Source organism: Halothiobacillus diazotrophicus (assembly GCF_001663815.1).
GTDB lineage: Bacteria > Pseudomonadota > Gammaproteobacteria > Halothiobacillales > Halothiobacillaceae > Halothiobacillus > Halothiobacillus diazotrophicus.
On sequence record NZ_CP016027.1, the window covers coordinates 1,407,999 to 1,421,924 of the forward strand.

The 13,926-nt window shown below is 60.7% G+C and carries 14 protein-coding genes; 11 read left to right on the forward strand and 3 right to left on the reverse strand.

The features are described from left to right. The first annotated feature begins 28 nt into the window (after nt 1-28). Nucleotides 29-2,314: a nitric oxide reductase activation protein NorD gene (locus A9404_RS06250; RefSeq protein ID WP_231880960.1), complete on the forward strand. Its 2,286-nt coding sequence runs from the start codon at nt 29-31 to the stop codon at nt 2,312-2,314. Nucleotides 2,315-2,361: 47 nt separating this feature from the next. Further along, complete coding sequence (locus tag A9404_RS06255) at nt 2,362-2,697, forward strand: zinc ribbon domain-containing protein YjdM (protein ID WP_066099398.1); 336 nt, start codon at nt 2,362-2,364, stop codon at nt 2,695-2,697. A 4-nt stretch (nt 2,698-2,701) separates the two neighbouring features. On the opposite strand, the gene A9404_RS06260 is transcribed toward A9404_RS06255, so the two are convergent. From A9404_RS06260 to A9404_RS06270, 3 genes are all read right to left on the reverse strand, one after another. Next, on the reverse strand, nt 2,702-3,619 hold the full coding sequence (locus A9404_RS06260; protein WP_066099399.1) for a nitrate- and nitrite sensing domain-containing protein: 918 nt from the start codon (nt 3,617-3,619) through the stop codon (nt 2,702-2,704). Between the two features lie 22 nt (nt 3,620-3,641). Next, entirely contained in the window at nt 3,642-4,853 is a 1,212-nt protein-coding gene (locus tag A9404_RS06265) for a methyl-accepting chemotaxis protein (RefSeq protein ID WP_066099400.1), read from the reverse strand. A 202-nt stretch (nt 4,854-5,055) separates the two neighbouring features. After that, a complete protein-coding gene (locus A9404_RS06270; RefSeq protein ID WP_066099401.1) occupies nt 5,056-6,000 on the reverse strand; it encodes a LysR family transcriptional regulator in 945 nt (314 codons plus the stop codon). A gap of 156 nt (nt 6,001-6,156) precedes the next feature. On the opposite strand from A9404_RS06270, the gene A9404_RS06275 reads away from it, so the two are divergent. From A9404_RS06275 to A9404_RS06315, 9 genes are all read left to right on the forward strand, one after another. After that, entirely contained in the window at nt 6,157-7,578 is a 1,422-nt protein-coding gene (locus A9404_RS06275; RefSeq protein WP_066099402.1) for a form I ribulose bisphosphate carboxylase large subunit, read from the forward strand. A gap of 37 nt (nt 7,579-7,615) precedes the next feature. Further along, nucleotides 7,616-7,948, forward strand: a complete 333-nt coding sequence (locus A9404_RS06280; RefSeq protein ID WP_066099403.1) for a ribulose bisphosphate carboxylase small subunit — start codon at nt 7,616-7,618, stop codon at nt 7,946-7,948. 62 nt (nt 7,949-8,010) lie between these two features. Continuing rightward, nucleotides 8,011-10,659, forward strand: a complete 2,649-nt coding sequence (locus A9404_RS06285) for a CsoS2 family carboxysome shell protein (RefSeq protein WP_156521264.1) — start codon at nt 8,011-8,013, stop codon at nt 10,657-10,659. A 22-nt stretch (nt 10,660-10,681) separates the two neighbouring features. After that, nucleotides 10,682-12,262, forward strand: coding sequence for a carboxysome shell carbonic anhydrase (locus A9404_RS06290; RefSeq protein ID WP_066099404.1), 1,581 nt, complete (start codon nt 10,682-10,684; stop codon nt 12,260-12,262). Beyond that, entirely contained in the window at nt 12,259-12,510 is a 252-nt protein-coding gene (locus A9404_RS06295) for a carboxysome peptide A (RefSeq protein ID WP_066099405.1), read from the forward strand. Before A9404_RS06290 ends, A9404_RS06295 begins: the two co-directional genes overlap by 4 nt. After that, nucleotides 12,510-12,755, forward strand: coding sequence for a carboxysome peptide B (locus tag A9404_RS06300; protein ID WP_066099406.1), 246 nt, complete (start codon nt 12,510-12,512; stop codon nt 12,753-12,755). Before A9404_RS06295 ends, A9404_RS06300 begins: the two co-directional genes overlap by 1 nt. Nucleotides 12,756-12,808: 53 nt before the next feature. Further along, nucleotides 12,809-13,105, forward strand: coding sequence for a BMC domain-containing protein (locus A9404_RS06305; RefSeq protein WP_066099407.1), 297 nt, complete (start codon nt 12,809-12,811; stop codon nt 13,103-13,105). 74 nt (nt 13,106-13,179) lie between these two features. Next, a complete protein-coding gene (locus A9404_RS13160; protein WP_012823794.1) occupies nt 13,180-13,476 on the forward strand; it encodes a BMC domain-containing protein in 297 nt (98 codons plus the stop codon). Between the two features lie 109 nt (nt 13,477-13,585). Further along, the gene (locus A9404_RS06315) at nt 13,586-13,918 is read left to right on the forward strand and encodes a BMC domain-containing protein (RefSeq protein WP_066099409.1); all 333 of its coding nucleotides are present in this window, start codon (nt 13,586-13,588) and stop codon (nt 13,916-13,918) included. Nucleotides 13,919-13,926: the final 8 nt, after the last annotated feature.

The following is a 13,926-nucleotide window of genomic DNA, read 5'->3' on the forward strand; positions in this document are numbered from 1 at the left end:
CGCACACCCGACCCGCGGATCGATGCCCATGCCCGATGATCACATGACCGAGACGAAGCACCCCGACCCCGCCCTGGCGGCGTATTGGCAGCAACTCGACACCCGCTTCCCCCAGGCCGAAGCGGTATTCGCGGACTGCATGGCCGACGCCCTGAAGTGCCTCACTGCCGAGGGTGTAACGGCCTATGTTGCGGCTGCGCGCGTGATCGGCAAGCTGGGACGCGGCGTGGAGCCGTTGTTGGCATTCCTGGAAGAATGGCCGGATACCGCGGCGGCCGTGGGCGAGGCCGCGCTGCCCGATGTAATGACCGCCATCCAGACGATGCAGAAATCGCCCAATGGCCGGGCCATCGATCCCTTCATCCGCGCGCTGGCGCCGGTCGCGCGTCGTCTGCAATCCGCCGAACTGCTTCGGGAATATCTGGCCATCATGCTGGATCTGATGACGCGTACCACGGGCTCGATCCATGGTCATCACACCACCTTCCCCAGTCCCGGGCTGCCGGACTTCCTGAATCAGTCCGCACATCTGCTGGGACTGCTGACGCTGGGCGGGCTGAAGAACTGGGTGGATTACGGCATCCGCAACGACAAGAACCATCCCGAACGGCAGAAGGATTTCTTCAGCCTGCAGTCGGCGGACAGCCGCGCCGTGCTGCAACGCGAACGCCACGGCACACTGCTCGTGGACGTGGAGCGCAAGCTGGATACCTACCTGCGCGGCCTGTGGCAGGACAGCGAGCACCTCGTGCCCTATTCCACCGCCTTTGACGAGATCCGCAAACCGATCCCTTATTACGATGTGCTCGGCATCCGCCTGCCCGATGTCTGCGACGACCGAAACGGTGTCCCGGGGATCGACCGCTATCGCGCCATGCTGGCGCATATCGTAGGGCATCGCCGCTGGTCGGAAGCCCAGGTGGCCGACAACTGGAGTCCCTTCCAGCGCATGGCGGTCGAATTCTTCGAAGACAGCCGGATCGACACGCTGTTGATTCGCGAATATCCCGGCCTGCGGCGCCTGTTCCTCGCCCTGCATCCGAAGCCCGAGGAACACGCCTGCGATCCGGAGACCACCTCCTGCCTGCGCCACCGACTGGCCATGCTTTCGCGGGCGTTTCTGGATCCGGACCACGGCTATCGCGACGCCGACCTCAATGAATTCGTTGCCCGGTTCCACGAACTCATGGCCGAGGAAACCATCACGCCCCAGGCGAGCGCCCGATTGGCTCTGAGCTACGTCGCAAGAACCCGGCGCCCCAGCGACCAGTTCGCCCAGGTGCACTTCGACGATACCGAGGTCGAGTACCGCGACGATAACCGGCAGTTGTGGAAATTCATCGAAGCAGGCGACGAGGAGGAGGCCTTCGACGAGGCGCGCAAGGTCGAGCAGCAGGAGGTTCTGGGCTTGCCGCCGCGCCACTATCCCGAATGGGACTATCATAGCCAGAGCTACCGACCGGACTGGGTGAGCGTGTACGAAGCCCTGCACCCGAGCGGGAACCCGGCCGATATCGATCGACTGCTGCAAAAGCATGCCGCCCTCGCAAAGCAACTCAAGAAACTGCTCGATATCCTCAAGCCGCAGGACAAAGTCCGCATCCGCTATCAGGAGGAAGGCAGCGAACTCGACCTCGACGTCGCCATCCGCTCGCTGATCGACTACAAGAGCGGCGCCACCCCCGATCCGCGCATCAACATGAATCACCGCACCAACGGGCGGAGCATCGCCGTCATGCTGCTGCTCGATCTCTCGGAATCGCTCAACGAGAAGGCGGCAGGCAGCGAACAGACCATCCTCGAACTCAGCCAGGAGGCCGTGTCCCTGCTGGCCTGGGCCATCGACAAGCTCGGCGACCCCTTCGCCATCGCCGGTTTCCATTCGAACACCCGGCACGAAGTCCGCTATCTGCACATCAAGGGGTATGGCGAACCCTGGCAGGATATGGTGAAAGCACGGGTGGCCAGGATGTCGGCAGGCTACTCCACCCGGATGGGCGCTGCGTTGCGCCATGCCGCCCACTACCTCGGCGCTCAGAAGGCCGACAAGAAACTCATGCTCATCCTCACCGACGGCAAACCCTCCGATGTGGACGTCGCAGACGAACGCCTGCTGATCGAAGACGCGCGCCAGGCCGTGAAAGCGCTTGATCAGGAAGGCATATTCCCCTATTGCATCAGCCTGGACGCCAGCCTGAAAGCCGGGGATGATGACTACGTCCGCGACATTTTCGGCCAGCAGTACACCATCATCGATCGTATCGAGCGACTGCCGGAACGGCTGCCGGAGCTCTTCCTGTCCCTCACCCGCTAACCGATCTTCCGATCATCGGCACTCATCACCATTCAAGGAGCCCATCCATGACGATTCCACCCTGCCCCCAATGTGGCCAACCCAACACCTACCCCGACGGCGACCTGTTCATCTGCGCGGATTGCGGTTACGAGTGGCCGGCACAGGCAGAAGCGGATTCGGCAGAGACCGAACGGGTGGTTAAAGATGCCAACGGCACGGCGTTGACGGATGGCGACACGGTCACGCTGATCAAGGATCTGAAGGTCAAGGGCTCGTCGATCACCCTGAAGGTTGGCAGCAAGATCAAGAACATCCGGATCGTCGACGGCGATCACGAGCTCGACTGCAAGACGGAAGCCGGCCCCATGATGCTCAAGGCCTGCTTCGTGAAGAAGGCCTGACGCGCTACGCCGTCTGGGCGGCGCCGAACCCCGACGGGACTTCACGTTGGCCTTTTGGGTGGGCAAGGCCCTCCGAGGCGCTGTCATACAGATGATAAACGACCTCCAGCGCATCCGTCGCCGCACTGAAATAGGTCGCCGCCGCCAATTCCGGCTTATTGACCGCAATCAAATCGTGCTCAATCATCTCCAACAAACGCTGTACGGCTGCATCAACGCGATGAATCAACTGATGGGCCTCAACCCCCAGCTGCTTAGCCTGATCCTGCTGGACAGCACGATGCATGATCTCCAGCCCAGCCCGGATACGATTCACCAGGAAATGCAAACGGATCCGGTCGACGCCGGCGACCTTTCGCGCTGCCGCGATTCCCGAACCAATCGCCCGGGCCTTGCCCAGATCCTCGGCCAGCTCCGGCAGGCGGCGCCACAACATCTCGCTCAGGGGACGCGCGACCGGGGTACCGAGATCGGAATGGCTCCGTTCCGCCACGTCCGCCATCAGATGCACCACGCGCAACACGAGCGCACTGTGCGCCTCGAAACTTTCGGGCACGCTCATCTGCAACACTTGGGACTGTAGCTGCGCCCAACCGCTCTGAATCACGGACCAGGGCTCGCCGACCACCAGATCGCGATTCTCAGCCAGACGGTCCGTGAGGCCCCGCAGTTCATGGGTGATTTCGCTCTGCTTAACTTTCAGACGCGGCGTGAACGACACATCGCCATTGAGGACGATGCTGGCCATGCCCCGGTGCAACTGGATATCCTGCACCAACTTGCGCAAACCCGTATTCAGGGCGATGCCACGCTGACTCCGACGACTCGGCGACTCCACCCGCCAGGCGCGCAGGATCGCCAGACCCAGCAGCAGGCCAATCAGTGCAAGACTTGCGGCAAGAAACATTTGAAAAAAAGTCATGGGTGATACTCCTCGGGGTTGCTCAGGCCGATCCGGTTTCGGTCATGCCCGTTTGTGCCAGACGCAGCCGGCGCGCCAACTGATCCAGATAGTCCGCAACTTCCGATGTCTCATGGGCCGCCGCGCTGTTTTCCCAGGCATTACCCGAAATTTCCTCGACATGACGGGCGATCTCCGCGCTGACCTCACGCTGCTGGCGCGTATTCAGACCAATCTGCTCCACGCTGTCCAGGGCGGCATGCACGCGCTTATGGATATTCTCGAGCGATGTAACCACCTCGTTAACGTGCGTGACGTTGGCATCGGCTTCCGTGCTGGCGGCACCCATGCGATCCACCGCATGATGAATGTCATCCTGAATGGCGTCGATGATCCGGGAGATGGTCTCCGCCGAGCTGTGCGAGCGCAGGGCCAAACTACGCACTTCGTCAGCCACGACCGCAAAACCGCGCCCATGTTCCCCGGCGCGGGCGGCCTCGATGGCGGCATTGAGCGCCAGGAGATTGGTTTGCTCGGCAATGCTGCGAATAAGCTGAGAAACGGCGCTGATCTCGCTGGACCGTTCCTTCAGTTGCTGCATGTCCTGAGACATGATCTTGATCGTGCCTGCAAGACCAACCAGCCCGCGGGTCGTGTCATTCAGGGTCTTGCTGCCCGATTTGGCCAAATCGCTGGCGTCGGCCGCACGACGCTCCGTATCCTGGGTCTGCTCTGCCACCTCGCCCAGGCTGACCGTCATTTCTTCCATGGCCGCTGCCGTGGAAGTCGCGGCATCTCGCTGATGGGCCGCTGCATCATCCACACGCTTGGCACTGGCCTGAAGTTCACCCACCGCATGAGCCACCTCGTCCAGCACGCCTGAGGTTTGCGTCATACGCCGCTCCACGCTGCGCACCATGTCATTGAACGCCACGGCCAGCGCCCATCGACCGTCCTGCCCCGTCACCGGCAATCGGGTGTCATAATGCCCTTGAACCACGGCCTGCATGGCCTGGGTCACCATCGTCATGGCACGCCGACTGGCACGCACCCAACTGGCGGCCAGATAAAAACCGAACAGCACGAGGGATACCAGCAGCCCCATGCCAACGCCACCGGGATGAGCCCCGGATTCCACCATGACGACCAGATCCACGAGGGGAACAAGAATCAAGCCCCAGATGAGCGCCAGCTGCAGACGATCGGGCAATCGTCTCAAGAACAGCGAAGCCCGGATGGGCGGGACATCGGTCATATACGGCTCCTCATACGGTAATCGTTCTGCTTTCATCGAATGAATTAGCAATTTCCGATCCACCCGTGATTTGCCCCAAGGACGGTCATAGAACGCCCTATGCCCCATGACAGCGCCCCACATTAGAGCGAATGCACAAGGGGGCGCACCACGGGAAGGCGCCCACAGGAGACCACGAGAAATTGACAGGGAAAAGCAACCGTTATGGTGCGGAGAGAATCATGGGGACATCCGTCCGCTCCCCAGGAAATGGCACCTCCTGCTCACGGTGCAGGAGGTAATCGAGAAAGGCGCGGGTCGCCACGGAAAGCTGACGACCCGCCGGATAGATCGCATACCAGTGGCGAATGATGGGAAAACCCTGTACATCCAGCACGGCGAACTGCCCCGGATGGTTGAGGGCAAGGGTGTGCCGGGACAGGGCCGAAATACCCAGACCGGTCAGAATGGCCTGCTTGATCGCTTCGTTACTACCCAACTCGAGCCGAGGCCGCATGTCGATGTTTTCTCGGGCAAAACAGCGTTCGATGGCAATCCGGGTGCCCGAGCCCTTTTCGCGCATCAACCAGGGTTCCTGGGCCACGCGCGCCAAGCTGATGTCCTTTTCATTGGCCAAAGGGTGATCGGGCGGCGCCAGTACGACGATCGGGTTGTCCATGATGGGGGTCGAAACCACGTCCATGTCTTCCGGCGGCTGACCAAGCAGATACAGATCGTCGAGATTGTTCGCAATGCTGGCGAGCACCTGCTCCTTGTTGGTCACGCGAAGACTCACGTCGATGCCCGGGTACAGCTTGGCGAATTCGCCGAGCAGGCGCGGGGCAAAATAGGAAGCCGTGGTAATGGCCATCAGCCGAAGCTCCCCTTTCTTCAGACCCTGACGCTCCGCAACGGACATGATATAACGGTCCATGATGCCGAAAATGTCCCGGGTCGCCTGCGCCAGCTCCTGACCGTCGGGCGTCAGGTGGATTTTCTTGCCGACTTGCTCGATCAACGGCACGCCCACCATGTCCGATAACTTCTTCATTTGCATGGACACCGTGGGTTGCGTCAGAAACAACTCCTCGGAGGCGCGGGTGAAGCTGCCAAGCCGCGCAATCGCCTCGAAAATCTCCAACTGCCTGAAAGTGGTGTAGTGACGCATTAGCCGATCCTGAAATCATCGATGAACATAGATCATATTCTATGCAATGGATAGAAAATATCGACTGGTATTGATAATTGGCAGCAGGCACTATTCCGGCACGCGACAAGCCACAGGGGCGTTGCGCGAATCCCCCATCCTTTTTAGGAGGAACTCATGGCAGTTAAAAAGTATAGTGCTGGTGTCAAAGAATACCGGCAAACCTACTGGATGCCGGAATACACACCGCTGGATTCCGATCTCCTCGCCTGCTTCAAGATCACCCCGCAACCCGGTGTTGACCGTGAAGAAGCCGCAGCCGCGGTGGCAGCAGAATCATCAACTGGTACCTGGACCACTGTGTGGACCGACCTGTTGACCGACATGGACTACTACAAAGGCCGTGCCTATCGCATCGAAGATGTGCCGGGTGATGATAGCGCCTTTTACGCGTTCATCGCCTACCCGATCGACCTGTTCGAAGAAGGTTCGGTCGTCAACGTATTCACCTCCCTGGTTGGTAACGTATTCGGCTTCAAGGCCGTACGTGGCCTGCGCCTCGAAGACGTTCGCTTCCCGCTGGCCTACGTCAAGACCTGTGGCGGCCCGCCGCACGGTATCCAGGTTGAGCGTGACAAGATGAACAAGTATGGCCGTCCGCTGCTCGGCTGTACCATCAAGCCCAAGCTGGGCCTGTCTGCCAAGAACTACGGCCGCGCCGTTTACGAATGTCTGCGTGGCGGTCTGGACTTCACGAAGGACGACGAGAACATCAACTCCCAGCCGTTCATGCGCTGGCGTGATCGCTTCCTGTTCGTACAGGAAGCCACCGAAACTGCCGAAGCTCAGACTGGCGAGCGTAAGGGTCACTACCTGAACGTTACTGCGCCGACTCCGGAAGAAATGTACAAGCGTGCGGAATTCGCCAAAGAAATCGGCGCGCCGATCATCATGCACGACTACATCACCGGCGGCTTCACCGCGAACACCGGTCTGGCCAAGTGGTGTCAGGATAACGGCGTTCTGCTGCACATCCACCGTGCGATGCACGCGGTAATCGACCGCAACCCGAACCATGGTATCCACTTCCGCGTACTGACCAAGATTCTGCGTCTGTCCGGTGGTGACCACCTGCACACCGGTACCGTCGTAGGTAAGCTGGAAGGCGACCGCGCTTCCACCCTCGGCTGGATCGACCTGCTGCGCGAATCCTTCATTCCGGAAGACCGTTCACGCGGTATCTTCTTCGACCAGGATTGGGGTTCCATGCCGGGCGTATTCGCCGTGGCTTCCGGTGGTATCCACGTATGGCACATGCCGGCGCTGGTCACCATCTTCGGCGACGACTCCGTTCTCCAGTTCGGTGGCGGTACGCTGGGTCACCCGTGGGGCAACGCTGCTGGTGCAGCTGCAAACCGCGTGGCGCTCGAAGCTTGCGTACAGGCACGTAACGAAGGTCGCGACCTGGAGCGTGAAGGCAAGGAGATCCTCACAGCCGCGGCGGCTAACAGCCCCGAGCTGAAGATCGCCATGGAAACCTGGAAAGAGATCAAGTTCGAGTTCGATACGGTCGACAAGCTCGACACGCAGAACCGTTGATCCCTCCTGTCAGACAACTTTGAAAAGGTGAACAACCATGGCTGAAATGCAGGATTACAAACAAAGTCTCAAATACGAGACCTTCTCCTATCTTCCGCCCATGAGCTCGGAGCAGATCCGCGCTCAGATCAAGTATGCGATTGCCCAAGGCTGGAACCCTGGGATCGAGCACGTCGAGCCGGAAAACACCATGAACCACTACTGGTACATGTGGAAGCTTCCGTTCTTCGGCGAACAAAGCGTGGACAACGTCCTCGCCGAGCTCGAAGCATGCCGTCGGGCCTATCCGACTCACCAGATCAAACTGGTGGCATATGACAACTATGCGCAGAGCCAAGGCCTCGCCTTCGTGGTTTACCGCGGCAGCTAATTAGTTCGTCATCGCTGTGCGCGTCCTGCGCACAGCAAATCATCAAGACAGAGGTAGAAAACATGCCTTCACAGTCAGGAATCAATCCAGCCGACCTGAGCGGACTTTCTGGCAAGGAACTCGCCCGCGCACGCCGCGCAGCGCTGTCCAAGCAAGGAAAGACAGCCGTAGCAAAAACGGCCCCAACAAGAACACGCGCTCAATCTCAGGCGGCATCTTCGATCAACCAGCCCAAGCCTGTGGCCTATAGCAGCGAGCCGACCCAGGCAAGCAACATCGCCGACGAGCTCTGCGCAACGGTGGACACGGCCGATTTCGGCACCGAGAGCAATCGGGTTCGCAACCTGTGCCGCGCTCGTCGCCAGGCTCTGGCCACCCAGGGTCGCAGCGCCCAAGGCGGAAACAGTGCACCGTCCGGTCGTGTTCGTCCGAGCAAGCCGGCTGTCAGCAGTGCTGCATCAATGATCGAAAATGCCGGAGCACAGCAATCCGTCGATGACTCACCGTTCATCACTCAGGAAGTGAACACGGTTTGCGATATCGCAGAAAGCACCCCGGAGCGCTTTGGCGCCCAGGGCAAAACCGTTCGCGACATCTGCCGCGCACGTCGTCAGGCACTCGCCGATCGCGGCCAGCGGGCGGTACCGCCCAAGCCGACCTCCCAGGGCGGCCCCGGCCGCAATGGTTACCAGATCGACGGCTACCTCGACACAGCCCTGCATGGTCGTGAAGCTGCCAAGCGTCATCGCGAAATGCTGTGCCATTACGGCCGCGGCACCTCGCCTTCCTGCCGCCCGACCGGCCGCGTGAAGAAGAACGGCCAAGCTGAGACAGAGACCATCGCCCCAAAAAAGGTTGAAACCGGTCACACACTCTCTGGCGGTCTCGTAACAGGGACACAGGTCGAACGTAAAGACCGTGTGACCGGTAATGAGCCGGGCAGTTGCCGGGCAGTCACGGGCACCGAATATGTCGGTTCCGAGCAGTTCCAGTCATTCTGCAAGACCAAGCCGGAAGCCAATCCAGTCAAGGTACAGGTCACTTCCACCGCACGCGGCCACAAGGTCAGCGGCACCGAGGTTGCCCGCACCGAAAAACTGACTGGCGGCGAGGCGGGCACCTGCCGTAACGTCACGGGCACCGAATACCTCAGCAACGAGGCACACCTGAGCCTGTGCGGCACCGCAGCGCGTCCGATGAACGCCGAAAAGGTCATGATCGGCGCCACGGCACGGACACACCAGATGATCACGGGCAGCGACGAGTTCCGCCCGTCCGGCGTCACCGGCAACGAATCCGGTTCAGGCCGAACGATCACCGGCTCCCAGTACGCCGACGAAGGCGTTGCACGGCTGACCATCAACGGCGCACCGGCCAAGGTGCCGACGACCCATACCTTCGCGGGTAACGACGTCACGGGTACCGAAGTTGGCCGTTCCGTCAAGGTCACGGGCGACGAGCGTGGCTCCTGCCGTCAGATTTCCGGTACGGAATACCTGAGCAACGAACAGTTCCAGTCCTACTGCGGCACCAAGCCGGAACGCGGCCCGGTCAAGGTTGGCCTGGACCGTTCCGACCGCGGTCAGCAGATCACGGGCAACCTCGTTGACCGGACCGAGAAGGTCACCGGCAACGAGCCCGGCTCATGCAACCGCGTCACGGGCTCCCAGTACGGCAAGAGCAGCCTGTGCGGCGGCGGTGTCGACAAGGTTCGCAGCATGCGCACCCTGACCGGCAATGCCGTCACGGGTCAGCAACTGGATCATGGCCCAAAGATGTCCGGTGACGAGCGCGGCGGGTGCATGCCCGTCACCGGAGATGAGTACTATGGTGTCGAGCACTTCGAACCATTCTGTACGAGCACCCCTGAACCTCAACCGCAAAAGGTCGAGCAGTCGATGACCTGCCATGGGCAAGTCGTCAGCGGCACCTCCGTCGATGCCAGCGACATTGTCACCGGCAACGAATTCGGTGCCCACCGGCCGATCAGCGGCACGCCCTACCAGGGCGCGCAGCAGACGGGCTGTATCCAGCCTTCTGCCATGAACGGCGCCATGGGCGCAGCACGACAGGTCAGCAATCGCTATGTGCGGTTTGCGAACCCCGAGCTTGCCAACCCGGCTCCGGTCGAGGAAGCACCGGTTGACTTCAGCATCACGACCCCGGCCCGGGCCGCCCAGCGCCGCATCACCGGCAGTGCGATGGATCACTCCCGTCGCATCACCGGCCCCGGCATGCTGGCCAATGGTCTGATCACCGGCACACCGGAATTCCGGCATGGCGACAACCAGGCACGCGGTTTTGCCCAGCCAATGGCCATGGCCATGGCGCAACGCCCGGCACCTGCTCCGATCGAAATGGCACCGACACCTGTGGTTGCCGAACCGGCTCAGGAGCCGGCTCCGGTCGCTGAAGGACTGGCTTGTGCCCCGCGATCGGCAGGTACCGAGCGTGTGACCGGCGAAGGCAAGGATCGTTGCCGCATTACCGGCGATGACTGGTCCGTCAACGACCACATCACCGGAACCGCCGGCCAGTGGGCCAGTGCACGTAACCCGTCGATGCGTGGCAATGCACGCGGCGCCGTGGTCAATGCACGCAACAACCGCGACGTGGCTCGTCCCGAAGCACCCGGATCTCGGATCACGGGCAGCAGTGGCAACGACACCAGTGGCAGCCTGATCACCTATTCCGGTGGGGCGCGCGGTTAATTAGGCAGTGGACTCGTAAGCGATGAACACCAGAAATTCACGTCAGATGCAGCGTTCCCGACTCGGGGGCACCAGTGCGAAAAATCGCGCGCCGGTGGGCCTTGGTTCGAAAACGCAGCCGCGCCTGGACTTGGCCGAAACGGTCCAGCCCAACCCGGCCTATGACCGCCACCCGGCCTGCAGAACGCTGCCGGATCGTGGCTGTCAGCATCCGTTGACGGATGTCGCTGCCAACGAACAACTGGGACGTTGCGAAGATACGGTCAAGAACCGCTTCGATCGCATCGTACCCTTCCTCCGCGCTGTCGCGGGGATCCCCCTGGGCGTGGAGTACGTCACCCGCGTTCAGGAACTGGCCCAGTCCTCCCTCGGACACACCCTGCCCGAGCACCTGCTGGCCGACAACTGGATCAATGGACATAACCTGAAGGGCATTTTCGGTTATGCCACGGCCAAGGCACTGACCGCGGCCACGGAGCAGTTCAGCCGTCGGCTTAAGTCCGAGCAGGACGATGCTGCCTCCGCCATCGGCATGCTGCTCGATTGCGGCTTCCATGCCGTCGATATCAGCCCCTGTGCGGACGGTCGTCTGAAGGGTCTGCTGCCGTATATCCTGCGGCTGCCGCTCTCGGCCTTCACCTATCGCAAGGCCTATGCCGGCGCCCTGTTTGATGTCGAGACCGATCTTCAGCAATGGCAGTCGACGGAATTGCGTCGTTTCCGCGAAGGCGTGCCCAACTATGCCGACTCGCCGACGCACTATCTCAAGATCGCCGTGTACCACTTCAGTACCTCCGATCCGACGCATGCCGGCTGCGCTGCGCACGGCAGCAACGATCGCGCGGCGCTGGAAGCCGGGCTCGCGCGGCTGATGCAGTTGCGTCAGGCTGTCGAAAATGCCTTCTGCTGCGGTGCCAGCCTGGAAATCCTGCTGATTGGCGTAGATACGGATACCGACGCAATTCGCGTGCATATCCCCGACGGGGACGGTTTCCTGAACCCCCATCGTTATGTCGATAACGCTGACCTCTACGCGAATACGCTGAACATGACGCCTGACGCAGCGCGGATGGCCGTGCACGAGGCAATCCTCGCCGCCAGTGCCAGCGAAGGCTGGGCGAAGGGGCACGGAGCACCGCACGAAGGCATGCGTCGTTTCATCGCCCATCTGCTGATCAACAACCTGTCGCAGATCGATTATGTCGTTCAACGCGCCGGTGGCCGCTATCCGCAAGACGACATCGGGCACGCGGAACGCTTCATCAGCGCCGGCGATGGTTTCGACGAGGTTCAGATCCGTAACCTCGCCTACTACGCGCATCTGCAGACGGTCGAAGAGAACACGGCAGACATCGATGTCGGCATCAAGATCTTCAAGAAACTGAACGTGGCACGGGGTCTGCCGATTCCCATCGCCGTTCACTACCGCTACGACAGCGGCGTTCCCGGCGCGAGAGACCGGATGGTTGAACGGGCGCGACGTGTACATCGTGCCATCGCCGCCCGCTTCCCCGAACTTAATGATGCGGGCATGTTGCAATTTCGCTTGAGTGTCCAGGATCGCGAAATTGGCAGCCCAATTGAAGAGGTTGCACCAGCATGAAGATCATGCAAGTCGAAAAAACGTTGGTATCGACCAACCGGATCGCCGACATGGGTCACAAGCCGCTGCTCGTGGTCTGGGAAAAGGTTGGTGGCGCCCGTCAGGTGGCGGTCGATGCAATCGGCTGCGTACCCGGCGACTGGGTACTGTGCGTCGGGTCATCGGCTGCACGTGAGGCGGCCGGTAGCAAATCGTACCCCTCTGATCTGACGATCATTGGGATTATCGATCAGTGGAATCCCGACTGATGGAAATCATGCGGGTTCGCTCTGATCTCATCGCCACACGTCGCATCGAGGGGCTGAAGCACATCTCCCTGCGCGTGCTGGAGGATGCATCAGGGAAACTGAGTGTGGCCTGCGATCCCATCGGCGTTCCCGAGGGTAGTTGGGTGTTTACCATTAGCGGCTCTGCTGCACGGTATGGCGTGGGTGATTTCGACATTCTCACGGATATGACGATCGGTGGAATCATCGATCACTGGGAAGCGTAACCAAAAAGTTATGTGTTGATATTTGATTGGGTCTTTATTGAGGAGAGTACAAAATGGCTGCAGTAACAGGTATTGCACTGGGTATGATTGAAACTCGTGGTCTCGTGCCGGCAATCGAAGCCGCCGATGCCATGACCAAGGCGGCGGAAGTCCGTCTGGTTGGTCGTCAGTTCGTTGGCGGCGGTTACGTGACCGTCCTGGTTCGCGGTGAAACCGGTGCCGTCAACGCAGCAGTTCGTGCAGGCGCTGACGCCTGCGAACGAGTCGGCGACGGTCTGGTCGCGGCGCACATCATTGCCCGCGTCCACTCTGAAGTCGAAAATATCCTGCCGAAGGCTCCGCAAGCTTAAGGATCAGGATACGCGAACCGGCGCAAGCCTTGTTCCGGTTCTTTGCATCAAGTGACAGCTTAGGAGTTAATTAAATGGCTGATGTAACTGGTATTGCTCTGGGTATGATCGAAACGCGTGGTCTGGTTCCCGCTATTGAAGCGGCGGATGCCATGACCAAGGCTGCAGAAGTCCGTCTGGTTGGTCGTCAATTCGTTGGCGGCGGCTACGTGACCGTTCTGGTCCGTGGCGAAACGGGTGCGGTCAACGCCGCCGTTCGTGCCGGTGCAGACGCTTGCGAGCGTGTTGGTGACGGTCTCGTCGCTGCGCACATCATCGCGCGTGTTCACTCAGAAGTAGAAAACATCCTGCCGAAGGCTCCGCAAGCCTAAGACAGAGATTCCTAAGACGGCTCACTTCGGCGGCCTCGGCCGCCGATACCGTCTACCCTATTCCTTGAGCGCGTATTGCACGAGCTCATAGCATTCAAGAGGATGTGTTATGGCAACGACTCATGGCATTGCCCTGGGCATGATTGAAACCCGTGGTCTGGTTCCGGCCATTGAAGCCGCCGACGCCATGACCAAAGCGGCCGAAGTCCGTCTGGTCGGACGTTCATTCGTTGGTGGCGGCTACGTCACCGTTCTGGTTCGCGGCGAAACCGGCGCGGTCAATGCAGCCGTTCGTGCTGGTGCGGACGCTTGCGAACGCGTTGGCGACGGTCTGGTGGCCGCGCATATCATTGCCCGTGTCCACTCCGAAGTGGAAACCATTCTGTCTGAAGATCCTTCGGAAACCGCTTCCGCCTGGTGCATCGCCAACCTTAACGGTTGAGGCGAGTG

Bases quoted from the DNA above. Each gene is read 5' to 3' on its own strand.
- A9404_RS06285 (WP_156521264.1), top strand. From the start codon at position 8,011: ATGCCTTCACAGTCAGGAATCAATCCAGCCGACCTGAGCGGACTTTCT.
- A9404_RS06260 (WP_066099399.1), bottom strand. From the start codon at position 3,619: ATGACTTTTTTTCAAATGTTTCTTGCCGCAAGTCTTGCACTGATTGGC.
- A9404_RS06305 (WP_066099407.1), top strand. From the start codon at position 12,809: ATGGCTGCAGTAACAGGTATTGCACTGGGTATGATTGAAACTCGTGGT.
- A9404_RS06300 (WP_066099406.1), top strand. From the start codon at position 12,510: ATGGAAATCATGCGGGTTCGCTCTGATCTCATCGCCACACGTCGCATC.
- A9404_RS13160 (WP_012823794.1), top strand. From the start codon at position 13,180: ATGGCTGATGTAACTGGTATTGCTCTGGGTATGATCGAAACGCGTGGT.
- A9404_RS06315 (WP_066099409.1), top strand. From the start codon at position 13,586: ATGGCAACGACTCATGGCATTGCCCTGGGCATGATTGAAACCCGTGGT.
- A9404_RS06250 (WP_231880960.1), top strand. From the start codon at position 29: ATGCCCGATGATCACATGACCGAGACGAAGCACCCCGACCCCGCCCTG.
- A9404_RS06265 (WP_066099400.1), bottom strand. From the start codon at position 4,853: ATGACCGATGTCCCGCCCATCCGGGCTTCGCTGTTCTTGAGACGATTG.
- A9404_RS06255 (WP_066099398.1), top strand. From the start codon at position 2,362: ATGACGATTCCACCCTGCCCCCAATGTGGCCAACCCAACACCTACCCC.
- A9404_RS06290 (WP_066099404.1), top strand. From the start codon at position 10,682: ATGAACACCAGAAATTCACGTCAGATGCAGCGTTCCCGACTCGGGGGC.
- A9404_RS06270 (WP_066099401.1), bottom strand. From the start codon at position 6,000: ATGCGTCACTACACCACTTTCAGGCAGTTGGAGATTTTCGAGGCGATT.
- A9404_RS06295 (WP_066099405.1), top strand. From the start codon at position 12,259: ATGAAGATCATGCAAGTCGAAAAAACGTTGGTATCGACCAACCGGATC.
- A9404_RS06280 (WP_066099403.1), top strand. From the start codon at position 7,616: ATGGCTGAAATGCAGGATTACAAACAAAGTCTCAAATACGAGACCTTC.
- A9404_RS06275 (WP_066099402.1), top strand. From the start codon at position 6,157: ATGGCAGTTAAAAAGTATAGTGCTGGTGTCAAAGAATACCGGCAAACC.